Origin of the sequence: [Clostridium] aminophilum, assembly GCF_900101295.1 — a bacterium.
GTDB lineage: Bacteria > Bacillota > Clostridia > Lachnospirales > Lachnospiraceae > Clostridium_R > Clostridium_R aminophilum_A.
Genome location: NZ_FOIL01000009.1, coordinates 1 through 26,214 on the forward strand (window position 1 = coordinate 1; position 26,214 = coordinate 26,214).

At 54.4% G+C, this 26,214-nt stretch carries 16 protein-coding genes; 1 reads left to right on the forward strand and 15 read right to left on the reverse strand.

Annotation, left to right across the window (positions count from 1 at the left end):
• Window positions 1–429 precede the first annotated feature (429 nt).
• The gene (gene rpoC / locus BMW41_RS03995) at window positions 430–4,113 is read right to left on the reverse strand and encodes a DNA-directed RNA polymerase subunit beta' (RefSeq protein WP_074648956.1); all 3,684 of its coding nucleotides are present in this window, start codon (window positions 4,111–4,113) and stop codon (window positions 430–432) included.
• A gap of 18 nt (window positions 4,114–4,131) precedes the next feature.
• Window positions 4,132–8,058 (reverse strand): DNA-directed RNA polymerase subunit beta, encoded by a 3,927-nt coding sequence (locus BMW41_RS04000; RefSeq protein WP_074648957.1) that lies wholly within the window; start codon window positions 8,056–8,058, stop codon window positions 4,132–4,134.
• A gap of 366 nt (window positions 8,059–8,424) precedes the next feature.
• Here BMW41_RS04000 and BMW41_RS04005 point away from each other — a divergent pair, with 366 nt between their 5' ends.
• Window positions 8,425–8,913, forward strand: a complete 489-nt coding sequence (locus tag BMW41_RS04005) for a hypothetical protein (protein WP_074648958.1) — start codon at window positions 8,425–8,427, stop codon at window positions 8,911–8,913.
• A 121-nt stretch (window positions 8,914–9,034) separates the two neighbouring features.
• Here BMW41_RS04005 and BMW41_RS04010 read toward each other — a convergent pair whose 3' ends face one another.
• From BMW41_RS04010 to BMW41_RS04070, 13 genes are all read right to left on the reverse strand, one after another.
• Window positions 9,035–9,454, reverse strand: a complete 420-nt coding sequence (locus BMW41_RS04010) for a YwiB family protein (protein WP_074648959.1) — start codon at window positions 9,452–9,454, stop codon at window positions 9,035–9,037.
• A complete protein-coding gene (locus tag BMW41_RS04015; RefSeq protein WP_143050809.1) occupies window positions 9,454–10,515 on the reverse strand; it encodes a D-alanine--D-alanine ligase family protein in 1,062 nt (353 codons plus the stop codon). The genes BMW41_RS04010 and BMW41_RS04015 overlap by 1 nt, the downstream gene beginning before the upstream one ends.
• 160 nt (window positions 10,516–10,675) lie before the next feature.
• Window positions 10,676–11,959: a TolC family protein gene (locus BMW41_RS04020; protein ID WP_074648960.1), complete on the reverse strand. Its 1,284-nt coding sequence runs from the start codon at window positions 11,957–11,959 to the stop codon at window positions 10,676–10,678.
• A gap of 53 nt (window positions 11,960–12,012) precedes the next feature.
• Entirely contained in the window at window positions 12,013–13,167 is a 1,155-nt protein-coding gene (locus tag BMW41_RS04025) for a TolC family protein (RefSeq protein WP_074648961.1), read from the reverse strand.
• A gap of 44 nt (window positions 13,168–13,211) precedes the next feature.
• Window positions 13,212–16,265 (reverse strand): efflux RND transporter permease subunit, encoded by a 3,054-nt coding sequence (locus BMW41_RS04030; protein WP_031472446.1) that lies wholly within the window; start codon window positions 16,263–16,265, stop codon window positions 13,212–13,214.
• 12 nt (window positions 16,266–16,277) lie between these two features.
• Window positions 16,278–17,411, reverse strand: a complete 1,134-nt coding sequence (locus BMW41_RS04035) for an efflux RND transporter periplasmic adaptor subunit (protein ID WP_074648962.1) — start codon at window positions 17,409–17,411, stop codon at window positions 16,278–16,280.
• Window positions 17,412–17,583: 172 nt separating this feature from the next.
• Entirely contained in the window at window positions 17,584–18,228 is a 645-nt protein-coding gene (locus BMW41_RS04040) for a TetR/AcrR family transcriptional regulator (protein ID WP_074648963.1), read from the reverse strand.
• A gap of 382 nt (window positions 18,229–18,610) precedes the next feature.
• Window positions 18,611–19,327, reverse strand: coding sequence for a GntR family transcriptional regulator (locus BMW41_RS04045; protein WP_074648964.1), 717 nt, complete (start codon window positions 19,325–19,327; stop codon window positions 18,611–18,613).
• A complete protein-coding gene (gene ispE / locus BMW41_RS04050) occupies window positions 19,324–20,277 on the reverse strand; it encodes a 4-(cytidine 5'-diphospho)-2-C-methyl-D-erythritol kinase (RefSeq protein ID WP_074648965.1) in 954 nt (317 codons plus the stop codon). The genes BMW41_RS04045 and ispE overlap by 4 nt, the downstream gene beginning before the upstream one ends.
• A 191-nt stretch (window positions 20,278–20,468) precedes the next feature.
• Entirely contained in the window at window positions 20,469–21,290 is an 822-nt protein-coding gene (locus BMW41_RS04055) for a GNAT family N-acetyltransferase (RefSeq protein WP_074648966.1), read from the reverse strand.
• A 2-nt stretch (window positions 21,291–21,292) separates the two neighbouring features.
• The gene (locus BMW41_RS04060; RefSeq protein WP_074648967.1) at window positions 21,293–21,811 is read right to left on the reverse strand and encodes a peptidylprolyl isomerase; all 519 of its coding nucleotides are present in this window, start codon (window positions 21,809–21,811) and stop codon (window positions 21,293–21,295) included.
• A 204-nt stretch (window positions 21,812–22,015) separates the two neighbouring features.
• Window positions 22,016–24,670, reverse strand: coding sequence for an AAA family ATPase (locus tag BMW41_RS04065; RefSeq protein ID WP_074648968.1), 2,655 nt, complete (start codon window positions 24,668–24,670; stop codon window positions 22,016–22,018).
• Window positions 24,667–25,785, reverse strand: coding sequence for a metallophosphoesterase family protein (locus BMW41_RS04070; protein WP_074648969.1), 1,119 nt, complete (start codon window positions 25,783–25,785; stop codon window positions 24,667–24,669). Before BMW41_RS04070 ends, BMW41_RS04065 begins: the two co-directional genes overlap by 4 nt.
• Window positions 25,786–26,214 lie beyond the last annotated feature (429 nt).

The window sequence follows — 26,214 nt, forward strand, 5'->3', positions numbered from 1 at the left end:
TGACTTCTCACGGCAAGCTTTACTCCGCGGCGGCGAATGTTGTATCGTCTTTGCCGCGTCCGTGAGATCTCCCCGGGTACCCACACGTTCTTTCACACTTATACCTGTCCCGTCTACTGTTGGCGTTCCGTGCAGTTTTTGGACTTTGGCTTGTTTGGCAGCCTCATCCACGCTTCACAGCCTGTTCGGGATTCCTGTTCGTCAGGCCAGCGCTTTGCCTCGGGCTTCCTTCAGACCCACACCTCACGGTGGAGCCCTTGCCTCTGGCTGCATCCTTCCCACTGCCGGGCGGATCAGGGACTTTCACCCCTTAGAACGTGCGCCCGCCGGGCGCACCAAAAATCCCGCAGGTCCGCCTCTTGGCAGCCCCCGCGGGATTATCTTTGCAACAGGAATGTGCCCTCAAAAGGCTTTGTTCTGTCTGAAATATCAGTCGTTCATGTGATCGTCTTCGTTCATAACGGTAACGGCTGCCTCGTCGATGACATCATTTTCCGCTGTCTCGCCGTAATACTGACCCTGCGTCAGCTCGTCCGCCTCGTCCATGAGAAGAGATTCATCTGCTTCCGGTTTATCCGTGCTCAGGTGGATGGAGCGATAACGCTTCATACCGGTACCTGCCGGAATCAGCTTACCGATGATAACATTTTCCTTCAGTCCGACAAGGTTATCGGTCTTGCCGTAGATGGCAGCCTCGGTCAGGATCTTTGTAGTCTCCTGGAAGGAAGCAGCGGACATGAAGGAGTCGGTTGCCAGAGATGCCTTGGTGATACCGAGGATAATCGGGGTACCTTCCATCGGCTTCTTGCCCTCGGCAAGGAGTCTCTCGTTGGTCTCCTCGAAGTCCAGACGGTCCACATTCTGACCCGGAAGAATACCGGAATCACCGGCATCATCCAGATGGATCTTCTTCAGCATCTGATGAACGATCATCTCAATATGCTTATCGTTGATATCTACACCCTGAAGTCCGTAAACTCTCTGTACTTCCTGGATGAGGTAGTCCTGCGTCGCCTCAACGCCGGAGATTCTCAGAAGATCGTGCGGGTTGACGGAACCTTCGTTCAGCTTCGCGCCGTGCTCGATGGTCTGACCGTCCGCAACCAGAAGCTTGGATGTGTAGGACGGGATGTAAGTCTTGGACTCACCGGTTGCATTGTTGGAAACGATAACTTCACGCTTCTTCTTGGTCTCCTTGATGGTAACCACACCGTCAATCTCGGAGAGGAGCGCAAGACCCTTCGGCTTACGTGACTCGAAAAGCTCCTCAACTCGCGGAAGACCCTGTGTGATATCGTTACCTGCGACACCGCCGGCATGGAATGTTCTCATGGTCAGCTGTGTACCCGGTTCTCCGATGGACTGAGCAGCGATGATTCCGACTGCCTCGCCGACACGTACCGGCTGTCCGGACGCCATGTTCGCACCGTAGCACTTTGCGCATACGCCGTGGTGGCTTCTGCAGGAGAGGACGGTACGGATCTTTACGGAATCCCTGCCGGTCTTCTTCAGAGCGGCCATTACCTTCTCGGTTCTTGCCGGAGTGATCATCTGGTTCTTGCCGACGATCAGCTGGTTGGTCTCCGGATCGTAGATATCCTCTGCACTGAAGCGGCCATTGATTCTCTTATCCAGAGACTCGATTACCGCATCGCCGTCGTGATATGCCTTGACTTCCATGTACGGAATCTTGCCGGTTCCCGCACAGCAGTCATCCTCACGAACGATAAGATCCTGAGTTACATCAACCATTCGTCTGGTCAGGTAACCGGAGTCTGCGGTACGGAGCGCAGTATCGGAAAGTCCCTTGCGGGCACCGTGCGCGGAAATGAAGTACTCCAGTACGTCCAGACCCTCACGGAAGTTGGACTTGATCGGAAGTTCGATGGTGTGTCCGGTCGTATCCGCCATCAGACCTCGCATTCCGGCAAGCTGCTTGATCTGCTTATCGGAACCACGGGCTCCGGAGTGAGCCATCATCTTAATGTTGTTGTACGGGTCCATGCCGTCCAGAAGAACCTTGGTCAGGTGCTTATCGGCTTCTTCCCATACTTTGACTACGTCTTTGTAACGCTCTTCCTCGGTAGAAAGACCCTGACGGTGCAGTTTTGCAATCTCGTCAACCTTGGCCTGAGCCTCGGCAAGAATGTCTTTCTTCTCGCTCGGAGCGGAAATATCTGCTACGGAAATGGTCATCGCCGCTCTTGTGGAGATGTGATAACCCATTGCCTTGATGTCATCCAGTGTGATCGCGGTCTGAATCGCGCCGTGCACGTTGATGACACGCTGAAGGATATCCTTCAGTTCACCCTTTCTGACAAGAGTGTCGACTTCCAGCTTGAGCTCATTGCCCGGGATGGTTCTGTCGACAAAGCCAAGATCCTGCGGGATGATCTCGTTGAAACGGAAACGTCCTACGGTGGACTCCACCATGCCGCTGACAGTTCTGCCGTCCGGCATGGTCTTGGTCATTCTGACCTTGACTCTGGTCTGGTAGGTTACCAGGCCGTTCTCATATGCAAGAAGAGCCTCGTTGACGCTCTTGAAGCACATACCTTCGCCCTTGGATCCCGGTCTCTCCTGTGTCAGATAGTAGATACCGAGTACCATATCCTGAGACGGAACCGCTACCGGGCCGCCGTCCGACGGCTTCAGAAGGTTGTTCGGGGACAGAAGCATGAAACGGCACTCTGCCTGCGCCTCTACGGTCAGCGGCAGATGCACAGCCATCTGGTCTCCGTCGAAGTCCGCGTTGAACGCGGTACAAGCCAGCGGATGAAGACGGATCGCATGTCCCTCTACCAGAATCGGCTCAAATGCCTGAATTCCGAGACGGTGCAGTGTAGGAGCACGGTTCAGCATAACCGGATGATCCTTGATTACATCTTCCAGTACATCCCAGACTTCCGGATCGTACTTCTCGACCATCTTCTTCGCATTCTTGATATTGTTTGCAGTACCGTTCTGAACAAGTTCTTTCATAACGAACGGCTTGAAGAGCTCTACCGCCATCTCCTTCGGGAGACCGCACTGATAGATCTTCATCTCCGGTCCTACGACGATAACGGAACGGCCGGAATAGTCAACTCGCTTACCGAGAAGGTTCTGACGGAAACGTCCCTGCTTACCTTTCAGCATGTCGGAAAGGGACTTCAGCGCACGGTTGCCCGGTCCTGTTACCGGTCTGCCGCGTCTGCCGTTATCGATCAGGGCATCGACTGCCTCCTGAAGCATACGCTTCTCGTTGCGGACGATGATGTCCGGAGCGCCGAGCTCGATCAGTCTTGCGAGACGGTTGTTTCGGTTGATGATTCTTCTGTACAGATCGTTCAGATCGGAAGTAGCGAAACGTCCGCCGTCCAGCTGTACCATCGGACGGATCTCCGGCGGAATAACCGGAACAACGGTGAGGATCATCCACTCCGGACGGTTGCCGGAGATGCGGAATGCCTCAACTACTTCGAGCTGTTTGATGATTCTTGCGCGTTTCTGGCCTGTTGCTGTCTCCAGCTCAGCCTTCAGTTCTACAGAATCCTTCTCAAGGTCGATCTCTTTGAGAAGCTTGTAGATTGCCTCGGCACCCATCTGCGCGTCGAACGCATCCGCGCCCCAGGTTTCTACCGCTTCACGGTACTCAGCCTCGGAAAGAATATCCTTCTTGTTGAGGCTTGTGTTTCCGGCATCGAGAACGATGTAGGATGCGAAGTAGAGAACTCTCTCGAGCAGTCTCGGGGACAGTCCGAGGATCAGTCCCATACGGCTCGGGATTCCCTTGAAGTACCAGATATGGGATACCGGAGCAGCGAGGGTGATGTGACCCATACGCTCTCTGCGGACGCTGGACTTGGTTACCTCAACGCCGCAACGGTCGCAGACGACGCCCTTATATCTGATCTTCTTATATTTACCGCAGTGGCACTCCCAGTCCTTGGTCGGGCCAAAGATCTTCTCACAGAACAGACCGTCTTTTTCCGGTTTTAAAGTTCTGTAGTTGATGGTCTCCGGCTTGGTGACCTCTCCGTGGGACCACTCAAGGATCCTCTCCGGAGAAGCCAGATTGATCTGCATGGACTCAAAGGTCACTGGCTTGAATGTTGTCTTTGTCTCTGGCATGAACAGAACTCCCTTCCGTTATTCCTCGTCTGAACCTGAAAAATCGTCAGCTTCGCTGAAGTTTTCATCGCCGAAGTCGTCATCATTCGAGAATACTTCAGCGCCATCGCTCAGTGTCGGTGCGCCTTCTACACTCTTCAGTTCTCCGTCTCTGAATTCCTGCTCCTGGTAGCCGAGCTGTCCGAGGGCTTCATTTTCCCTCTGATAGCGTCTGCTGTCAGACTCAAGAACAGAGCGGAATGTCGGTTCCTGCTCGTCGATGTTCTCGGACAGGTCAACCTCCTGGCCATTCTCATCAAGAACCTTGACATCCAGTGCAAGTGCCTGAAGTTCCTTCAGCATTACCTTGAAGGACTCCGGAATACCCGGCTCCGGAATGTTCTCGCCCTTAATGATTGCCTCGTATGTCTTAACACGTCCGACTACGTCATCCGACTTCACGGTCAGAATCTCCTGAAGTGTATAGGATGCACCGTAAGCCTCGAGAGCCCAAACCTCCATCTCTCCGAAACGCTGGCCGCCGAACTGAGCTTTTCCGCCCAGAGGCTGCTGTGTAACGAGAGAGTAAGGACCGGTGGAACGTGCGTGGATCTTATCATCTACCAGATGGTGGAGTTTCAGGTAGTTCATGTGTCCGACGGTAGTCGGGTTATCGAAGAACTCACCGGAACGTCCGTCGCGGAGACGGATCTTACCATCACGGCTGATCGGAACGCCTCTCCAGAGTGCTCTGTGCGCGAGGTGCTCCTCGTCGCCGAGAACCGCCAGAAGTTCCGGATCACAGTTGTTTTCGTATTTTGCCTTGAAGTCTTCCCAGCTGGAGTTTACGTAGTCGTTTGCCAGCTCAAGAAGATCCTGAATCTCTGTCTCCGTTGCGCCGTCGAAGATCGGGGATGCGATATCCACACCGAGAACCTTTGCTGCAAGGCTCAGGTGGATCTCAAGAACCTGTCCGATGTTCATTCGGGACGGAACGCCCAGCGGGTTCAGCACGATATCCAGCGGACGGCCGTTCGGCAGGAACGGCATATCCTCTACCGGAAGGATGCGGGATACGCAACCCTTGTTACCGTGACGTCCTGCCATCTTATCGCCGACAGAGATCTTTCTCTTCTGTGCAATGTAGATGCGAACGGACTCATTTACACCCGGCGGAAGCTCATCGCCGTTCTCTCTGGAGAAGATTCTCGCAGAAACGACGATACCGTATGCTCCGTGCGGAACTTTCAGGGATGTATCGCGGACTTCCTTTGCCTTCTCACCGAAGATGGCGCGAAGAAGTCTCTCTTCTGCGGTCAGCTCGGTCTCACCCTTCGGGGTAACCTTACCGACAAGGATGTCTCCGGTACGTACTTCTGCACCGATGCGGATGATTCCGCGCTCGTCAAGCTGCTTGAGAGCGGCATCGCCGACGCCCGGTACGTCTCTGGTAAACTCTTCCGGTCCAAGCTTGGTGTCGCGGCACTCAACGGAGTACTCCTCGATATGAACGGAAGTATATACGTCTTCCTTGATCAGACGCTCACTGATCAGAACCGCGTCCTCGTAGTTGTAACCTTCCCAGGTCATGAATCCGATCAGCGGATTCTTGCCGAGGGAAATCTCGCCGTTGCAGGTGGACGGACCGTCTGCGATGACATCGCCGGCCTCTACGTGCTCGTCCTTGTTGACGATCGGCTTCTGGTTGTAGCAGTTGGACTGGTTGCTGCGCATGAACTTGGTCAGGTGATAGGTATCGATCACACCGTCGGAGTCTCTGCGAATGGTGATGCAGTTGGATGCAGCCATCACAACCGTACCCGCATTCTTTGCGACAACGCAGACGCCGGAATCAACTGCGGCGATCGCGTCAATACCTGTGCTGACTGCACATCTCTCGGTTGTGAGCAGCGGAACGGCCTGACGCTGCATGTTGGATCCCATCAGCGCACGGTTCGCATCGTCGTTCTGAAGGAACGGAATCATGGATGTTGCCACGGAGAATACCATCTTCGGGGATACGTCCATCAGATCCACGCTTCTCTTCGGGAAGGATGCGGTTGCCTCGCGGTAACGTCCGGAAACGTTCTTATTGATGAAATGGCCTTCCTCATCCAGCGGCTCGTTCGCCTGCGCTACGATGAAATCATCCTCTTCATCAGCCGTGAGGTAGCGAACCTCATCGGTTACACGCGGATTCTTCGGATCACTCTTGTCCACAATGCGGTACGGAGCCTCAACGAATCCGTATTCATTGACTCTCGCATAGGTTGCGAGAGAGTTGATCAGACCGATGTTCGGACCCTCCGGGGTCTCGATCGGGCACATACGTCCGTAGTGGGTATAGTGTACGTCTCGAACCTCGAATCCCGCACGGTCTCTGGACAGACCGCCCGGACCAAGGGCAGAAAGACGTCTCTTATGTGTAAGCTCGGAAAGCGGGTTGTTCTGATCCATGAACTGGGACAGCTGGGAGCTTCCGAAGAACTCCTTCACCGCTGCAGTTACCGGCTTGATGTTGATCAGGCCCTGGATCGAGATATCCTTTGCCTCCTGTGTGGTCATTCTCTCGCGAACGACTCTCTCCATACGGGAAAGACCGATTCTGTACTGGTTCTGAAGGAGTTCTCCTACGGAACGGATACGACGGTTGCCCAGATGGTCGATATCATCGTGCTGGCCGATGCCCTCTTCGAGGTGCATGCAGTAGTTGATGGACGCAATGATATCTTCTTTTGTGATGTGCTTCGGAACGAGCTCGTGAATATTCTCGCGGCACAGTTCTTTTACCGTATCCTGATCCAGTTCTTCCGCCTCGGCCTTGTCGAGGATTGCCTTCAGTGCCGGATAGTAAACCGCCTCTTCCACGCCGACCTCAGCCGGATCAAAGTCAACATAGTTCGCCATGTTGACGGACAGGTTGGAGATAACTTTGCTGTTCTTCTTCTCACCTGCAATGTATACAAACGGGATGCCTGCATCCTGAATCTTCTGTGCAGTCTCACGGTCAAGGGCGGTACCTGCCTCGGCGATGATCTCGCCGGTTGCCTTGTCAACCGCATCCTCTGCCAGGGTGTGTCCGTCAAGACGTGTGCGGAAGCTCAGCTTCTTATTGAACTTGTAGCGTCCAACCTTTGCGAGGTCATAGCGCTTCGGATCGAAGAACATGCCGTCAAACAGGCTGCGCGCGCTGTCCTCGGAAAGCGGCTCGCCCGGGCGAACCTTCTTGTAAAGTTCCAAAAGACCTTCCTTCACGTTGGTGGAAGTATCCTTTTCAAAGCTCTTCTCCAGCTTCAGCTCATCACCGAACAGCTCGAGGATCTCCGCGTTGGTTCCGTATCCGAGTGCACGGATCAGAACGGTAACCGGAACCTTTCTGGTTCTGTCGACACGAACCCAGAATACATCGTTCGCATCGGTCTCATACTCCAGCCATGCACCTCTGTTCGGGATGACAGTGCAGGAGTAGAGGTCTTTATTCATCTTGTTATCAGCGGTAATGTCATAATAGATGCCCGGAGAACGTACCAGCTGGCTGACGATAACACGCTCTGCTCCATTGATGACGAAGGAGCCGGTATCCGTCATGATCGGCAGGTCGCCCATGAAAACTTCCTGCTCTTTGAAGGTTCCGTCCGCCAGTAAAAGCCTAACTTTCGCCATAAGCGGAGCTGCGTATGTCGCGTCTCTTTCCTTGCATTCCTCGATGGAATACTTTGTATCGTACTCGCCGCTGCTTTTCTTCTTGAGCGAGAAGCTGACAAATTCCAGACTCATGTTGCCGTTGAAATCTCTGATCGGAGAGATGTCATCAAAAGCCTCCCTGAGTCCCTGATCAAGGAACCACTGGTAGGAGTTCTTCTGGACATCGATAAGATTCGGGATATCAAGAACTTCCTTGTGTCTGGCAAATGTCATTCTTTGGCCCTTGCCGGATTTGACCGGATGCATTCTGCATTTTTCCATTCGACGTTTCACCCCTGTATTCTTTCTTATGCATGTACGCTTCGCGCCTCACAGCACGAAGAGCCTTTCGGCTTTGTGAGGTACCGAATCCCTTTTAAAAGCGGACTCTTCTGTTGTTTCTTCCCGGGCTGTTAGGCCCACGAATCCACAATAGTGCACATTCCATAATATCATCTGAATGTCAATACGTCAACGTATAATAAGGAAAAAAATGCCGAAAATGCTGACGATTCCGCCGTTATATCTTGCTAATTTGCCCTTCAAATGCTATAATACCTTTCTGTATGAGCATCTGCGGAAGCTGAAGCGGGTCGTATGTGGGATTCCTTAGGCCGCGGAGCATTTCAACCGGAGGTATAAGATAATATGAGCACATTGACCATCGTTCTGCTGGTCATCCTCATCATCCTGATCGTCGGTCTTGTGGTTCTGTACTTTATGGGTAATAAGGCACAGAAGAATCAGGCGCAGTCGCAGGAGATGCTGGAGGCAGCGAAGCAGCCCGCAACTATTCTGGTAATTGACAAAAAGAGACTGAAGATCACAGAATCCGGACTTCCGAAGCAGGTGATCGATCAGGTTCCGTGGTACTCCAAGCGCATGAAGCTCCCGATCGTCAAGGCAAAGATCGGACCGAGAGTCATGACGATGATCGCGGACGGCAATGTCTTCGAACAGCTTCCGCTGAAGAAGGAATGCAATGTCATCATCAGCGGCCTTTACATCACGGATGTAAAGAGTGTTCGCGGTGGAAGCCTCCTTCCGGTCAAGAAAGCAACCGGTTGGCGCGCATGGCTTGCAGAGAAAGCAGCAGGCGCTGCAAACAGAGCTCAGGCCAACAACAAGAAAAAATAATCGCGGTCCGGTTTTCACCGGCCGCGCATAAGAACAAAAAAACACCCGGCGGATTTTTTCGCCGGGTGTTTTTTTGCGCGGCCGGCAAATCAGCGCATGTCTCGCCTTTTTGCTCGTCGTCTCAGTCCCTCGGAACCGCTGTGATCCGGATCTCGGCGCTGCTTCCCGTGCCGCCGTCGATCTCCAGACGGTAACGGATCCGAACTTCGATCCGGTCCTCCCGGATATCCGTCGCCAGTTCATCCGTCGTCACGGTGAGCAGCATTTCGCCGTACGGCGTGTAATAACAGTTCGTCGTGGTACGGCCCGGAAGAAACTCCATGTGCGTCTTCACCACGCCGGACCGCATCATGTCGACGCGTTCCGCTCCGATCTTCAGGACTACATGGACCTTTTCCCCGCCTTCCTGCACTTCGTCGTACGCAAGAAAATGTCCGCTGCTCTTTTCGTAATACGATCCCTCCGCGGCCACTTCGATCTCACCGCTGTCCTGTTCCATAAGGTGTCTGCCGGTTACACGGACAAGCACGTCTTTCGTCATTATCGTTCGTACCTCTTCATGGCGCTGTCAATGAGTTTCGAGATCAGAGCTTTCTTATCGTATCCTGCCGCTTCCGCGATCATCGGGTACATACTGATGGCGGTAAAGCCCGGCAGTGTGTTCAGCTCGTTGAAAACCACGGTTCCGTCCTCACATACAAAGAAGTCCACCCGGGCAAGACCGTAGCCGTCCACGGCACGGAAGATCTTTACCGCCGATTCCATGACTTCCTCTGCGGCATTGCCCGGAAGGGTCGGACCGACCACCGTCTTGGAATCCGGATTGTTGTATTTTGCATCGTAATCATAATAATCCGCCGCAGCCTGCACCTCGCCGACACCGAAGGCAACCACCGGATCTTTTCCGCCGCCGAACACCGCACACTCGATTTCGCGGCCGACAATGGTCTCCTCCACCAGAATCTTGCGGTCATGCTCTGCCGCAACACGAAGACCGGAAACCAGCATTTCCCGGTTTTCCGCCTTGGTAATGCCGCAGGAGGAACCCTCGTTGGCCGGTTTGATGAAGACCGGATAGCTGAAACGTCCCTCAATTCTTGCCGTGACAGCATCCATATCACTCAGTTCATCCTTAAAGACCGGCTCATATGCCGCCTGGCGGATCCCTGCGCGGTCAACGACAACCTTGGTATAGAATTTGTCCATGGATGCGGAGGACGCGAACACGCCGCAGCCGACATACGGAAGCTTCGCGAGTTCGAAGATACCCTGAACCGTTCCGTCCTCACCATAGAGGCCGTGCAGAACCGGAATGGCAACATCCACTTTCACTTTGGAGCAGTGTTCTCCGTCCAGGATCACGACAGACTTTTCCACTGCATCCGGTGCCATAAACGCCTTCTTTGAGGAATTTCTCCAGGTGTCCTTCTCAATCTCCTCCACCGAATCCACATAGAGCCACTCCCCTGCCTTGGTGATTCCGATCAGAACCGTCTCAAAAAGCGCCGGATCCACATTCCGGATCACGTTGATTGCCGATTTGCAGGAAACCTCATGCTCGGACGACTGTCCGCCGAACAGAACCAGTACTGTCTTTTTCATAACTTCTTTATATCCTTTCCGCGCAGAAAGCGCGATTTCCATTGCCAATACCGCACTAATATAGCACAAAACTTCCGCATATGCACCATTTCCGTGCATATGCGGAAGTTTCCCGATCGGATTATTCTTTTCCTTTTTTCTGCCTCACCGACCCATTGGATCAGTTCTGCGCCACATATCCTCTCATCGCAAAATCGTAATTTTCCAGAGCCTGCTGAAGGTTCGCATCCGCAGTAGCCAGATCGATCTGCGCCGCGAAGAGCTGTGACTGGGCGCTCAGCAGTTCCGACGAAGAAGCCATGCCGAGCGCAAACCGTGTCTGCGCGCTGTTCAGCGCCTGCTGTTTCTCACTGAGCGCCGCCTCTGCCACTTTTCGGGCAGTGCGGTTCTGAACAGCGGTATTATACAGTGTGCTGACTTTTGTCTTGATATTCTCCTTCTGATTCTCGATGGTGCGTTTCATATTCTTGTAATCCACCGATCCCTCGGACATATTGGCAAACATCCGCTGATTGTATTTCAGCGACAGGTTGGCATCCATCGCTTTGGGAATATCCTCCGACGGATTCAGCACATCCACCTTTGCAGGGTCTGCAGCCGGGATATCCTGAATCTCCGGCTGATCATTGTATTTCCACCCGGTTGCCAAACAGAGTTTCTGGCGAAGCTGCTCCGCCGTCGCCTGCGTGGAAGTGATGGACGACTGAAGAGACTGGAGGGAATTCTGCGCTTTCAGAACATCGGTGGATGTCGCCATTCCGAGAGCCTGCTGATGCTGAACCGTCTCACAGGACTTCTGCGCCACCGCGAGATTGGCGTTCAGAGAATCCACGGATTTCTTTGTCAGATTATAGGAAGCGAAGAGCGCTTTGGTCTGCGCTTTCAGTCCCAGCTGTTTATTCTGAAGGCTCAAACTTCTCGACTCACTGTCCTCATAAGAGGCCGCCGCCGACTGTTCCGTGGAAAGGGCGCTCTGCTCCAGCATCGCCGCTGCGGCGAGCATCGATGCATAGCCGGATCCGACCGCGCTGAGACCGGAAGATGTCACCCCCATTCCCTTCAGTGTTGTATCATTCATCACCGGCAGCATTCCCGTCAGATCTTCAATCGAAGAGAACATCGCTTCCATGGAGGAAGCGCGGTCCCGCATGGACTCCGCCTGATCGCGTAGATCATTGGCATTGTCCAGTTTTTTCTGCCGGACGGCATTGGCGTCCTCAACGCCTTTATTGCCCTGATATTCCGCCTGATTATTCAGATAATCCGGATTGTATTCCTCCACCAGCATTTCCAGTTCATCATATTCCATGACATTGTCCCGGAGTCTCGCCCAGGTTGCCTCGTCATGCGCAAACTGCGGGCTGGCCGCAAATGCCGCTGCCGGCGTAAGTGCCGACATCGCGGCGGCCAGACAAAGCGCAACGATCTTTCTTGTTCTGTTCATCCTGTTTCCTCCTGCAATGACTGTTTTCCTTAAAATTGGCCCTTTGCCCGGCGTCAGCCGATGGTGATCAGACCGGCGCGGCCCCACTCATAATCATTCAGCGCCTTGACCAGTGCAAGGGACGCGGAAGTCTTCGCTCCCTCTGCCTGAGCATAGGACATCTGTTCCTGCAGATACTGCGCACGGTTCAGCATACCGAGACTCCATTTTCTCTCCGCTGCAGCCCTTGACGCCTGTGCGGCGGAAAATGCAGTCTGCGCTGCCTCATAAGCCTGCTTCTTTGACAGAATTTCCTGATACAGATTTTCCATCGCCGAGCGAATCTCCTGTTTGGAGTTCTCGACGGTACGGTTTTTGATTCCGCGGGCTCTCGTTCCCTTCGCGGAAGCGGATCTCGTGTCCATCAGCGTATAGTTGGACGCGATCGCCGTGTCCGTATCCGCATTCAGATCGAGATGCGCAATCCGCTCCGGATCCGGCTCCGGTACCGGGGAAAATGTCACCGGTTCATCCGCGCCGAATCCGAGAAGAACTTGCAGCGTCTGTCGCAGTGTCTGAAGTCCGGCATCCAGTTTCTGAACACTGTTTTCCGCCGAAAGCTCACCTTTCGCGGCGGAAAGAACTCCCGAGGTGCCTGCCATTCCCAGCCCATAGCTGTCCTGTGCGCTCTTGTATCCCTGCGCCGCAAGCTCCTGTGCGATCTGCGCGGTCTGCCGGTTCGCCTCGGTCTGCTGATACTGGATCAGCACATCCTCCACACTCTTGGTCAGATTGTTCTTTACCTGCCGGAGCTTTCTCTCATACTGTCCGGACAGGTCTTTGTTGCCGGTTTCGGCCGCCAGTCTCCGGAGCTCTCTCGCCGCGGATTTATATTCCTCATAGAGAAGGCGGTCCGCCTCTTTCACATCCCTCGCATCTTCCATCAGGCTGTCCGCCTCTTCCGCCATCGAATGTGCCGCCGCGCTGTTGATGGCGGAGCTGTTGATGGTCAGAAGCGTGTTCCGGTATGTCTGGTTATACAGTTCAATCCGGTCCGCAATCTCATCAAACTCAACCACCTTGTCTGCGAGCTGTGCCTTCCGCTCCTCCGTCATCTGTTCTTCCGAGACCTCGCCGGACGGACCGGCATAGGCCGCGGTCCCCCCGGAAAGCGTCAGAAGCGCGACCGCCGCCAGCGCGGCATACCGTTTCGCGAATTTATATTTCAACTGCCTTCCTCCTGCATTTTGAACTGTTTTGATTGTTCTTCCGATCAGTCGATATCCATTGCATCCACTTTGCTTCTGCGGCTGACCACTGCGTAATAAACCGGAAGCATCAGCAGAGAAAGCACGGTCGAAGCCGTCAGACCGCCAATATTTACCATCGCCAGCCCCTGCATAACCTGTCCGCTTCCGCTGGTGGTCGCCGCCATCGGGATCATGGAGAGAACAGTGGTCATTGTTGTCATCAGAATCGGGCGAAGTCGGGTCGCACCGGCCTCTATCAGCGCCGTTTTCTGATCCATGGTCATCCGGTACTGATTCGCGGTATCCAGATAGAGAATACCGTTGTTTACTACCGTTCCGACCAGCATCAGGAATCCGAGGAGTGATGTCATGCTGATCGAGATATCAAAGAAGAACAGCGATCCGAACACGCCGATCAGCGAGAACGGGATCGTGGACATAACCATCAGAGAGAATTTCGGAGACTCAAACTGTGCCGCCATAACGACGAAGATCAGGAAGATCGCCGTCAAAATTGCTTTTCCGAGCGATGCAAACTCATCGTTCATCATCTCGGTCTGCAGACTCTGGGCACGGGTGATGCCGTTCCGCATCTTCGGAGCCACGACATCCCGATAAATCTGATCGGAGATCGCGGTCTTTTCCTTTGCCGGAACGTCTCCCGCAAAGGCTCCGCTGATGGTCACCTGATACTGTTTGTTCTTTCTCTGGATGCTTCTCGGACTGTCCTCAAAATAGATATCCGCCACATCCGCCAGTGCCACGGAACCGCCCTTGCTGTTCGGAAGAATGATACTCTGGACGTCCTCGACCGTATCGTATTCATCGTCCGGATACTCCACCCGAACCTCGATATCATCACTATTGACCTTCAGCGTCATCGCCTTGTTTCCGGAAAGCATCATGTTGACCGTGCTTCCGATGGCCGCCGGTGAAAGTCCTTCCGCCTGTGCCTTCAGCGGATCCACATCAATCTTGACTACCGGTGCGGAGTTCTCCAGCGTGGAATGGATCTGGGTGATATCTCCCCTCTCCTTGAGGATCGACACAACCTCGTCCGAAGCGTTCTTCAGCTCATCATACTGAGCGCCCTGCAGCATATACTGAACATCCGACTCGTTGGAGGATCCGCTCATCGAGGTCGAACTGGACATCGTAAGCGTAATCCGGCAGTCCGGATAAGCCGTGAGAACCGGCTTCCATTCATTGATGATCTCTTTTGTCGACCGGCTCCGGTCCTTCTTCAGGTATGCCGTCAGCGTTCCGGACGAGCCACTCTGAACCGACAGACCGGTACTTCCGTAGGAGAGAAGGAAATGATCCACATCCGGATCCTTCTCAATAAAGTCCTCCACCCGGCCGAAGATCTCTCCGGCCTTCTGCATATCGGCACCCGGCCGGATGCTGATACTGATCTGCACCTCTCCGTCATCGGTTGCCGGCATCAGCTCCGTATGGATCTTGGTCGCAAGAAAAAAGGAGAAGATCAGAAGTGCCACGCTGACCAGCATGACTCTCTTCTTTTTCTGAAGGAAACCCTCCATAATACCGCGATAGCCGTCCTGCATCCAGATCAGAGCCTTCGACAGCGGCGCCTTCTCGCGCTCTCTCGGCTTATAGAGCACATAGCAGAGCGGAACGATCGTCATCGCCGACAGAAGTGAAGCGAGCATACAGAACACAATGGTGAATCCCAGCGGCTTGAACATCTGGCCGGACAGACCGGAGAGTGTCGCCAGCGGCAGGAATACAACGCAGGTAGTCAGGGTCGATCCGATGATGGACATCAGGACTTTACCGCTTCCGTCCAGCGCCGCCTCATGGAATTTGTCGAATCCCTTCCCTTCCGTTGAACGGAAACAGCTCTCCAGCACAACGATGGAGTTGTCGACCATCATTCCGACGCCGAGAACCAGCGCGCCGAGAGTAACGACGTTCAGAGAAAATCCCATCGTGCTCATCGCGATCAGGGCCACCAGAATCGATACCGGAATCGAGGTTCCGACGATCATGGACGCCTTGATATCGCCAAAGAAGAGCCAGATGATGATCATGGAAATGATGACCGCGGCAACCATTGCCTCCATTACGCTCTTCAGCGAGCTGTTAATACTGTCTGCGCTGTCGTTTACGACAACGATCTGAAGATTCGGATTCTCCGCGGTCAGGCGGTCAATTACCCGGTGTGCCTCTCTGGATACCTGCGCCGCCGAGGAACTGTCGTTCTTCTTCAGTGCCAGCGCGATGGTATCCTTCTTGTCATATCGGCCGATACCGGCCGCATCCTTCAGCGTATTCCGGACATTTGCCACATCCTGAAGGTAAATGGTGTTGCCGGAAGATAACGTGATCGGAACATTTTTCAGTTTTTCCGCCGTGTCAAAGGTGGCGCCGGTGGTAACCGAAAGCTTCTGGTCGCCCACCTTCGTCTTTCCTGCCGGGATGGAAAAGTCCGCAGCAGAGATGGCCTGAGCCACCGCAGAAATACTGAGCCGGTACTGACTCATTTTCTCCGGAATCAGCTCGATCTTCAGATACTGCTCCTGGCCGCCGCTGACATCCACGCTCGCGACGGAACTCAGTTTTTTGAATTCCGGAACGACGGTATTGTCCACATAGTTATAGAGATTCGATTCGGCGTCATTATTTACCGCCAGGGTCATGGACGCCTGCGCGTTCATATCCATCTCAATGATGGAAGGCGTATCCACATCATCGGGAAGCTTGTTTTTGACGCCGTCCATCGCCTTCTTCAGGTCATCATAGGCCTTATCCATATCCGAGCCGTACTCATACTGAAGAAGCAGGAAGGACATATTCGCATTCGAGTACGACGTGATATCCTTTACTCCGTTCAGTGTGCCGAGGGAATCCTCAATCGGCTGCGTAACCAGCGTATTGACGTCCTCCGGGTTGGCTCCGGGATAGGTCGCGTAAACGACCAGCATCGGCATTTCCATCTTCGGAATCAGCTCCATCTTGGATCCCAGAAAGGATGACACACCGAATACAAGAAGGCAGAGGACCACGAGAAATGTCGTGACCGGGCGCCTCAGAACTGATTTTGTAATACCCATTTCCGTGCCCCCTTACTTCGCCTGACCGGCCTGACTGTTCTCTTCCGCAGAACCGATCTCCGGATTTTCGTCCGTCTCCGGTGCTGTATCCGGTTCCGTGATCTGGACTTTCGCTCCCTCAAAGAGCTCGGATGTCCAGGTCTGGATCACCCGGGAATTCATATCAATGCCCTCGAGAATCTCCGAGTTTTCGCTGTCATACACGCCAACCGTTACCGGAATCAGGTGAACCGTTGTGTTGTCATCGTCCACCGTGTATACCTGCGCCTGGCCGCCGTTATAATAAATGCAGTCGGTCGGAATCGTCATCACGTTTTCCGCCTTGCTTCCGACAACATAGAGTTTTACCGTTGCGCCGGTTGCGAGGTCGTCCGCACCATCCATGGACGCTTTCACCTTGAACAGTCCCGTCTGGCTGTCCACCATCGAGCTGATCTCGGTGATCTGACCGTAAAACTCTTTTCCCTGTTTCTCAACGCGGATACGGTCACCGACGTTCAGATTTTTCACAATACGGTCTGTGACATTGAAGGAAACGATTTTGGACCCTTCTCCGGAAATGACACAGATCACATTCTGCTGGGATACATTGTCATGCACCTCAACGCTCACGCTTTCCACGCGTCCTGTAATCGGCGCGGTGATATCACTGTATTCCATCTGATTCTTCAGATTCAGCTTTGCCGATTCCAGCTGAAGCGCCGCCGTGCGGGCAGAGGAGCTCGCCTGCTCAAGCTGCTGCTGGGAAATGTCTCCGGCCGCGGCAAGCGCCTGCATTCTGCTGAGATTAGTTGCCGCATCCGAGGCGGCAATCTGCGCACTGTCCCGGCTGATTCTCGCACTGTCAACCATTTTGGTATCAATATGAACCAGCTTCTGACCTTCCTGCACCACATCACCGGCACGAATTGCCACCTCAGTCACTTCGCCGGCCGCCTTCGGAATAACCGAAACAGAATCCGCCGGCTCAATCGAACCGGTCAGTCCCGTCTCGACGTAGATGGATCCTGTCGACGGTTTTTCAACCACGACAGCAGGCACTGCCGATGCAACATCGGTTTCGGGTTTCTGCATAAAACGGAATACGATAATTCCGCCAAGCAGCACAGCAGCTGCTGCACCAATGATCAGTTTCTTCTTTTTCATAGAACGTTCTTTCCTCTCCGGCTCTCATCCGCCTGTTTATCAGGGTCCGATTTCTTCATCGGGCCTTCTGTTTTGTCATTTGATCCTACGGTCCGTTCTCCGGGATTTTCGCATCCTTTTGAACTTCTGTCTCTCCGGACCTTCTGTATTTTACGCTGCCGTCCGCCTGATCTCAGTCATCCGGACAGACCTCTCCGATCACGGCCACACCGCTGCGGAGAATCGACATTTTCTCCCGGAATTCCTCGATGACACATTGCTCTTCCGCACCGCCCGCATACCGGCTCAGTTCATAGAGAACCGACAGCATCGCAAGCTGCATAAAATTCTGAAATCGGGAAAATGGCATCTTCCGGAACTTTTCTTCTTTGTATGCCTCGTAGAAAGCCCGGAGTTTCCGCTCCATATCGGCGTTTTTCTCACTTTCTTCCACACAGGGAAAAAGTTTCAGCGCCGATTCCGGATTCTCATTCACGAGAATGTGGCCGATAAAATCACGGACCTGCGTATCCTGACAGTGCTCAATGATCATCTGAAAGATGTCGCGGAACATTTCCCATACATCCCCTCCGGTTTTTTTCAGGGATTTCTGTGCCTCCCGCTCGATGGCCCGCTGATAGGACTCCAGAAGATAGTTCAGAAGATCCCATTTGTCTTCAAAATACGTATAAAAACTTCCTCTGGAAATATCCGCATCTTTGACAATGCGGTTGATCGAAACAAGGTCCAGCGTCTGCGCTGCAAATTCACGAAATGCTGCCTGTCTGATCGCCTTCTGTTTTTCCATCGGAAGACGAAAAAACCGTTCTGTCGGCATATCGGTTCCTCCTAACCTTTTGCTCCTGTCTGCCATCCGGGTCCATACCTGATCTATGTCCGCATCGGTGCCGCTTCTGCCTCGAACCGGCAGGGATCACCGAAAGACTCGCATCTCCATGGCTCCCGTTTAGTGACAATCTGTCACCCATTATAGTGACACCCTGTCACCTTGTCAACGCAGTTCACCTTTGTTTATTGTTTTTTTATCTTTCGGCTGACTTTTGTTTAAAGATAATTTTTTCTTTTCCTCAGCGGCGTACACATTCCTCACAGCGCTTTTTACCATAGAAAGTGCGGAACTCTTTCCTTTGACAAAAAAAATCCGGGGCATGCCGCAATGACATGCCCCGGATTAAATTTCGCTGCAGACGGTGTCTCCGTCAGCGTTTTCCTTTTTTTGCCTGCGCCTGCTTCTCTTCCAGCGCCTCCTGATCTCTCAGGTTTTTTAATACCGTGAACTCCTGATTATCGATGTGCTCACGGATCGCCTTAGACGCCTCCGGGATATTCTTCTCCAGAAGAGTCTTCATAATATGCTCATGTTCTCTGCAGAGCACATCGTGCTGTTCTCCGTCCTTGATATATTCCAGGCGATACCGGTACATCTGCTCCCGGAGGTTGTTCAGGATCTGAACCAGCTTTGCGTTGCCGGTGGAATAGTAGATCACATCGTGATACGCCTCATCCGACTCCGCAATCTTCAGGGAATCGCCGGTGGCAATGGCCTGAACGAATACCTTCTCCGCCTCTTCCAGATCGTGGTACTGCTCCGGCGTCATTCTGCGGCACGCCAGCGTAATCGCGAGATCCTCCAGCGAGCGTCTCACCTCCAGAACATCCTGCAGCATCTTGGAGGAAATCTTTGCGACCTCCGCGCCTCTGCGCGGGATCATCAGAACCAGTCCCTCCTGTTCCAGCTTGTGGATCGCCTCACGGACCGGAGTACGGCTGACTCCCAGCTGGTTTGCCAGCTTGATCTCCATCAGTCGCTCTCCCGGTGCCAGTTCTCCTTTCAGAATCGCCGCACGAAGTGTCTTGAAGACAACATCGCGGAGCGGCAGATATTCACTCATGTCAACTTCAAACTTATCTGTCACTTTCGTACCTCTCTTTCTGGTTTCAACGGCGCATACGGCTGTGTGAGATAAATTCTGGCACCGTCCTTCTCTCTGCGGGAATCCTCCCGGAATGTCCGATATGCATTTTCTGCGGCTTCTCCGGACCGGAAAATGCCGAATACCGTCGGTCCGCTGCCGCTCATCATGGCCCGGTCCGCTCCGAGCGCTTCCATCTTTTCTGCGATCTCCGCAATCTCCGGATGCGCCGGAACCGTGACCTGTTCAAGAACATTGCCCATGCACGGCAAAAGTTCACCGATGCTTCCCGCGGAAATGGCGCGGATCAGTCCATCGATATCCGGTCTGCTCGCCCGGAACCGCTCCGCTTCCTCGGAGTGATCTCTGTACTCCGGCATAACGGCATCCAAATCCTGATATACCTGTTTTGTCGAGACCGGGAAGTCCGGTTTTACCACGAGAATGCTGCAGTCCGGCATATCCGGGAGCTTCGTCAGCTCCTCACCGATTCCTTCCGCCAGAACCGTTCCGCGCATCACGCAGAACGGAACATCCGCACCGAGGCGGAGCCCCAGCTCACAGAGTTTTTTCTCGTCGAATCCCATCCGGAACAGCCGGTTCACTCCGTACAGTACCGCGGCCGCATCCGTGCTGCCGCCTGCCATTCCCGCAGCCACCGGGAGATATTTCTCAATCCGAATCTCCACACCGGCCGTGTCTTCCATGCCGGTCTCCTGAAACAGAAGCTCTGCCGCACGGTATGCCAGATTTCTTCGATCCGTCGGGAGAAACGACAGACTGTTGTGAAGGACGATCCCCGGCGTCTTTTTCCGGGTAACCGTGATCCGGTCATAGATCCGGACCGACTGCATAATCATCCGTACCAGATGATAGCCGTCCTCCCTTGTCCCCGTGACATCCAGTCCGAGGTTGATCTTTCCGTATGCGCGCAGACGCAGCGACTGTTCCATGGTTATTTCCTCCAGGCTCACTCCCTCAGACTTTCCTTTTTTTCTGTCTGCTTGAGCCGCCAATCAAAGTCGGAAGGCTTACTTTCAAACTTTCCTTCCGGATCGGATTCGATCCGGGCATAAATATAAGGTCTTTTATGTATACAATATATTCTATATCATGTACAGATAAAAAACAATTTCCTTTTTTACTATATTTCATCCGGTTTTCCGGCGGAATTGCACCGAAATCCCAGTTTTTTTGCAAGCATCTGCGACGCGGTATTGTCATTTCGGATACGGAGAAATGCGCCGTCCAGTTCCATCTCTTCCTCCGCATAGCGGAGAACGGCACGGCAGGCCTCCTCCGCAAATCCCTGCCCCCGGTATTCCGGGTAAATGTGGTATCCCAGTTCGCCGACGGCGGTGCCGGGGCAAAAGCCGCATCCGTTCCCGGAGTCCGGCTTCCCCTCGTCAAAAAGGAGAACATAAATCCGTTTCCCGGCTTCCGTCCTCTCTGTCTGCCCATCTGCGGATTGCCCGGAGTTTGCCGTCTTCCGCAGTGCCGAAATCTCTTCTTCTTCCGCGATATCCGTAATCCCGGCTTTTCCGATAATCCGGCCGCCCGACTTCTCTTCGAGTGCCCAGAGGCCGTGTTCGGAAAACCGGTACTGATGACGGATATACGCCCTGCGCGTCTCCTCTTCGGCGAAGACGCCGCAGTCCCAGGGGTTTGGTTTCTCCAGAGGATCGTTATCCGTAAACTCCCGGATCCGGAGCCGGGGAGTGTCCGCGATAATCCACGGAAGGCCGAGGTGCCGTCTGGCCGCTTTTTCCAGGAGATCTGCCGTCACATCCTCCTCCCCCGTCACAAGATAGAGGCAGGCGTCCAGACCGGAGGTGTCCCGGTTTTCTCTCCATATACCGACAATGGCTCCCCCGGCCGCTTTCGCGGCAAGGAGAGCCTTGTTCTCGTCGGAAACCGTGACCGGGCAGATTCTCCCGTCCACGGAAACATTTACCGTATATTTCAAGGTCAGCGTTTCTCCGGTTCCGGATACTCCTGTCCGAAGGTATCCACGGTCATCCTGGCGATCTTCTGGTCCTTCAGCGGACGATCATCAAAATCGGTGCGGGTTCCTGCGATCTTATCGAGAACCTCGAGACCGTCCGTCAGCATTCCGAACGCCGCATACTGGCCGTCCAGATAGGAGGCCTCCGCGTGCATGATGAAGAACTGGGAGCCGGCGGAATCCGGATCCATGGTTCTCGCCATCGAGAGAACACCCTTTGTGTGCCGAAGATCATTCTGGAAACCGTTATCCCGGAACTCTCCCTTGATCTCATATCCCGGGCCGCCTACGCCGGTACCTTCCGGATCGCCGCCCTGGATCATAAATCCTTTGATGACACGATGAAAGATCAGACCGTCGTAAAAGCCCTTCTTGATCAGACTTACAAAGTTGTTGACCGTATTCGGTGCAACCTCCGGGTAAAGCTCTGCTGTCATAACTCCGCCGTCTTCCATCTCAATCGTTACAACCGGGTTCTGCATAGTATTATCCTCCTTAAATTTCCCGTGCGCTTTTGCGCCGGAAATCCCTGTTCCATACATACAGGTTCATTCTACAGCATGCGTAAGATGCGAACAACCTGTTTTTTTCGGATATTTTTGAATCGTTCCACCCTTTTGCTCAATCTGTCGGAACGGCCCCGGAATCTCTCCGCCGCCGGTTCCTGCATCGCATCCGGTTCCGTCTCAACCGTGGCAGGTGAGAATGATCACCTGATATTCCGACGACACGGCGTCCAGAAAATTCCTCGCCCGCTCCTGCTTCCCGTCGTCCAGATTGACAAAGGGATCGTCAAAGATCAGAAACGGCTTTTCGCCCGGATACATTGCGTCCGTCATCGCCATTCGCGAGCACAGACCGATCATGTCCCGGATTCCCGCACTGAAGCAGGCCTCCTCCCGGAGCGCGCCGCATTCCGACACCCGGACACAGAGGGAGGAATCGATCCGGAATGTATCCCCGTCCTCCCCGGTCAGAAGCCGGTAATATTTTCGGAACGAACGGCTGACCGGATCCAGAAAGCGGATGGAATAGCGTTCTGCCGCCTTTTCCAGATACTCCGCGGTTTTTGATACCACCGCGTACCGCCGGGTCAGTTTCTCCAGTTTTTCCGTCTCCGCGATCCGCTCTTCTTCCGCGTCGTCCAGACGGGCAAGTTCTTCCCGAAGCGCTTCCGCCTGTGACTCAAAACTCCGTTTTTCCGCCAGGATGCGTTCTTCCTCCGCCTCAAGCCGGGCATTCTTTTCCCCCAGTTCTCCGCCGCTCATCTCCGGCGCCCTGCGGTCTGCCTGCGCAATTCCTTCGTGCTCCGTCTCAAACACTTCACGGGCACATCTCGCCTCTCGGAAATTTGCCTCCGCGCGGTCATAGGCCCGGGTGCGGTCGCGAAGATCCGTCAACTGATCCAGATACGGCTCCGACGGCCGGATCCCCAGTGTACGGAGATACTCTTCCACTCTGGCCTTCCGCTCCCGGATCGCCTCCCTCCCTTTTCTCGCGCCGGCGTTTCTTGCGGAGAGAATCCGGTATTCCGCGGCGTCTTTTCCCATCCGCACCAGTGTCTCCGTCCACTGTCCGTCATCCGGAATCTCCATGTGATGCCGCTGTGCATATTCCATGAGTTCGGTCGAAATGTCCCGGATGGCCTCTTCGTAACCGGAATTGCGAAATACCCTGTACTGTTTCAGCAGTTCCCGGTAATCCTGTGCACGGCTCCGGATCTCGTAGAGGTCGTCACTCACACGGTCCGGCGCATAAGCCATCCCGCAGTGATAAAAGAAATCCCGGACTGTATTCTCCAGTTTCGCCGCATCTTCCTTCGCGGCGCGGACCCGATCGGAGAGCTCCTGAAATTCTTCTTCGGATTCCCGCTCTTCCGCCGGCTGCTTTCGGCCGCCGAATGAAAAGGCAATCAGCAGAAGGCCTGCCAGAGCCGCGGCGGCTCCGCCGCCGACCGCATAGAGTCCCGCCCCCGCGTCTGCCAGAAAGAATACCGCCGCACATCCCGCGGCAAAGACCAGAATTCCGAGGATTCTCCGGATCCGGTTGTCCGTTTCCTCCGCGGCTCTCTGCTCACTGCCGCTCCGCCGCCGGAGTTCCTCCCGAAGCGCCTTTCGGGCCGCCTCGCTGCTCTCAATCTCACTGCGAATCTTACCGAGCCTCTCCCAGGCCCCCGCCGCCGCGCGGATCTCGGTCTCTTCCGGGAGAGCAGCCGTAAAATACGCGGCTCCCTCTGCGAGCCGCTGTTCCTCGTCCTCCGTGAGACGGTGTTCCGCAACCCAGTGTTTCATCTTTTCCATCCGGCGCGATTTCTCCACCAGATCTTCCAATTCCGTTTCCTCCGGAACGCCCGCATGAAACAGACGGATCAGGCGGTTGAATTCTTCGGTCTCCGCCTCGTTCAGATGCTCCGCAAACGACGTCATTTCCACCCCGGACAGCGTCCCCGCCTCCCGGATCATCGCCTCCAGTGCAGTATTCTCCGGAATTCCCCCGGCAAAGGTTTTCCGGAGGCGCGCGGTTTCCTCCGCCGCCCGCTGCTCCGCGCCGAGCAGATCGTCATACCGCTGGAAGAGCAGCGCCCGATCGCCGGATTCGGCCATCTTCGACGCCGCCTCTGCCAGCTCTTTCTGCTGGAGATCGATCTCATTTTTCCGGCGCCTGCGCTCTGCGATCTCCCCCGAAAGCTTTTTCAGTGCATCCTCTGCCGAGCGGCGTCCGCGCAGGATCCCGTCCAGTTCCGCAATGCGCTCTCTGGTCCTGGCGATCGCTCCGGTCTTCCGGTCCGGAGTCAGCCGGTCCTGCTCTTTCTTCAGCCGTTCCTTCACTTCCCCGTATCGCTCCATGTCTCCGCCGGTCTGCGATTTGTCGCCGATCCGAGCGTGAATCACGGACGTGGATGACGTCGACGCATCCATCTGCGCGGTAAACACGGTTCTGGCAAATGATTCCGCATCGATCCGGAAGATCTCCTCCCCGATCCGGTCCGTGAACACATCCGTCGGCTTTCCGGTCACCTCATCAAAGACCTGAAACAGATCCTCTTTTTCCCTGCTGCCGAAAATGCGCTCGATCCGGTAGGGATGTCCGTCAATCTCAAACGTGAGTGACCCGCCGTATGCTCCGCCCGCGTTCCACGGACGGTAGCGGCGGCGTTCATTGTCCAGCCCGCTCCGTTTCGCTCCTCCGGCAAAACCGTAGAACATGATGCGGATAAATGCGGCCAGCGTGCTCTTTCCCCAGCCGTTTTCCCGAAGAATCACGGTCATCGGCCGGTCAAATGTCATTTCCGTTCCGGAGAGTTTTCCGAAGTTCTCAATGTGCAGACTCCGAAGTCTCATAACTCATCCACCTCCCCGCTGAGTTCTCGGATTCCGCAGCGAAGGATCTCCGCCTTCTCTTCCTCCGGAATCTCCGCCTGTTCCACAAGCCGCACAAACTCCCCTCGCAGCGAAGTGTCATAACGGAAACTCTCATAATCAATCTCAATCCCGGTGCGGTCCTCCACCTCAAAATGGAAAAACTCCTTTTCCATGCTCCGGCGAAGGAACAGCAGATTTTTTTCCGCATCCGCCGGAATCTTTCCCACCAGAAGAGCCCGGATCAGGTCCCCCTCGTGGATGATGTTCTCCGCTTTCTGCCGATCCATCTCCTCCCGGATCCGTTTCGCCATCCGGTCGGAATCCGCGCATCCGCTCACATCCACCGGTATCTCCCACAGACACCGTCCCGCAAACGGGATGAAATGACGCTTCATCCGCAGGGTATCCTCGTCGATCTCCAGCGTCACAAAACCGTGTTCGCCGCACTCGTCAAAACCTCTCCCCTCAAGACACCCCGGATAACAGAATATCCCCCGGCCGTCCAGTTCGCCTTCCTGATGGGAGTGAATATGCCCGAGAGCCAGATAATCCACTCCCCGCCCGCGAAAAGCGGAAAGCGAAATCGTCTCCGCCTTCGACCGCGCATGATACCCCGCTGCCTGTCCGTGCAGCATCACGATGTTGAAGCATTCCGGGTTCAGCAATAGTGACAGCCCTTCCCCGACCCGGGGCGTCCCGTCCATCGCCGCCGCAGACAGCCGGATTCGGCCGTCCGCATCCAGAGAACACGTCTCCCAGTCATTTCCGAACACATGGAGATTGTCCGGCAGATCCTCCGTGACACCGAGGAAATCCTCGCCGGTGTCGTGATTGCCCGGAACATACCAGAATTTCATCTCCGGATGATCCCTCAGGGCACCGAGAACGGTGTTCCGGACCGTCGCGGTCACTTTCGCGCTGTCCGTGAGATCACCGGCGATCAGGATATGGTCGGTGTGCGCTTTCGCCGCCTCCTCAATCATATCCAGAAACGTCCCGAGGATTTCCTGGCGCCGCACAGCAGCCTCTTCTTTATCAAAATTCGCCGACATTCTGGAATCCAGATGAATGTCGGCACAATGCAGAATTCTCAATGTATGCCTTCCTTTCTGCGGCATTTCCCCCAAAAAGCTTCCTGCGGTCCGAAAAACTGCTGCCTCCGCCGGAAAATGCCGGTTCCGCCCCGATCCGCACAGCCGGAGTCTTCCGGATCCGGCTCCATTCCGGCCGCAATCCCGCCTGTTCCGCCCGTCTTACCGAGGTTCATGGCGTATTATATCATGCATCCGCGAAAATCTTAAACCCGATGCGGTTCATATTTCGTTCATATTTAATTCGAAATTCTTTTACAAAAAGAACACCGTTTCGACATGAACACTTCCTATAATGAACCTGTAATCGAAAGAGATTACGGAAATTGCTTACAAGTTTTTTTCATAATACTGAGCTGATCATAGTTCAGCTCTCCTCCCTTTTCAAATGGCCTCCCACTGCTGGGGAGGCCATTTGTTATATCCGGAACT

What these genes read in the sequence shown, in the direction of transcription:
- rpoC (WP_074648956.1), bottom strand. Translation starts at nt 4,113, where the DNA reads ATGCCAGAGACAAAGACAACATTCAAGCCAGTGACCTTTGAGTCCATG.
- BMW41_RS04000 (WP_074648957.1), bottom strand. Translation starts at nt 8,058, where the DNA reads ATGGAAAAATGCAGAATGCATCCGGTCAAATCCGGCAAGGGCCAAAGA.
- BMW41_RS04005 (WP_074648958.1), top strand. Translation starts at nt 8,425, where the DNA reads ATGAGCACATTGACCATCGTTCTGCTGGTCATCCTCATCATCCTGATC.
- BMW41_RS04010 (WP_074648959.1), bottom strand. Translation starts at nt 9,454, where the DNA reads ATGACGAAAGACGTGCTTGTCCGTGTAACCGGCAGACACCTTATGGAA.
- BMW41_RS04015 (WP_143050809.1), bottom strand. Translation starts at nt 10,515, where the DNA reads ATGAAAAAGACAGTACTGGTTCTGTTCGGCGGACAGTCGTCCGAGCAT.
- BMW41_RS04020 (WP_074648960.1), bottom strand. Translation starts at nt 11,959, where the DNA reads ATGAACAGAACAAGAAAGATCGTTGCGCTTTGTCTGGCCGCCGCGATG.
- BMW41_RS04030 (WP_031472446.1), bottom strand. Translation starts at nt 16,265, where the DNA reads ATGGGTATTACAAAATCAGTTCTGAGGCGCCCGGTCACGACATTTCTC.
- BMW41_RS04035 (WP_074648962.1), bottom strand. Translation starts at nt 17,411, where the DNA reads ATGAAAAAGAAGAAACTGATCATTGGTGCAGCAGCTGCTGTGCTGCTT.
- BMW41_RS04040 (WP_074648963.1), bottom strand. Translation starts at nt 18,228, where the DNA reads ATGCCGACAGAACGGTTTTTTCGTCTTCCGATGGAAAAACAGAAGGCG.
- ispE (WP_074648965.1), bottom strand. Translation starts at nt 20,277, where the DNA reads ATGGAACAGTCGCTGCGTCTGCGCGCATACGGAAAGATCAACCTCGGA.
- BMW41_RS04060 (WP_074648967.1), bottom strand. Translation starts at nt 21,811, where the DNA reads ATGCAGAACCCGGTTGTAACGATTGAGATGGAAGACGGCGGAGTTATG.
- BMW41_RS04065 (WP_074648968.1), bottom strand. Translation starts at nt 24,670, where the DNA reads ATGAGACTTCGGAGTCTGCACATTGAGAACTTCGGAAAACTCTCCGGA.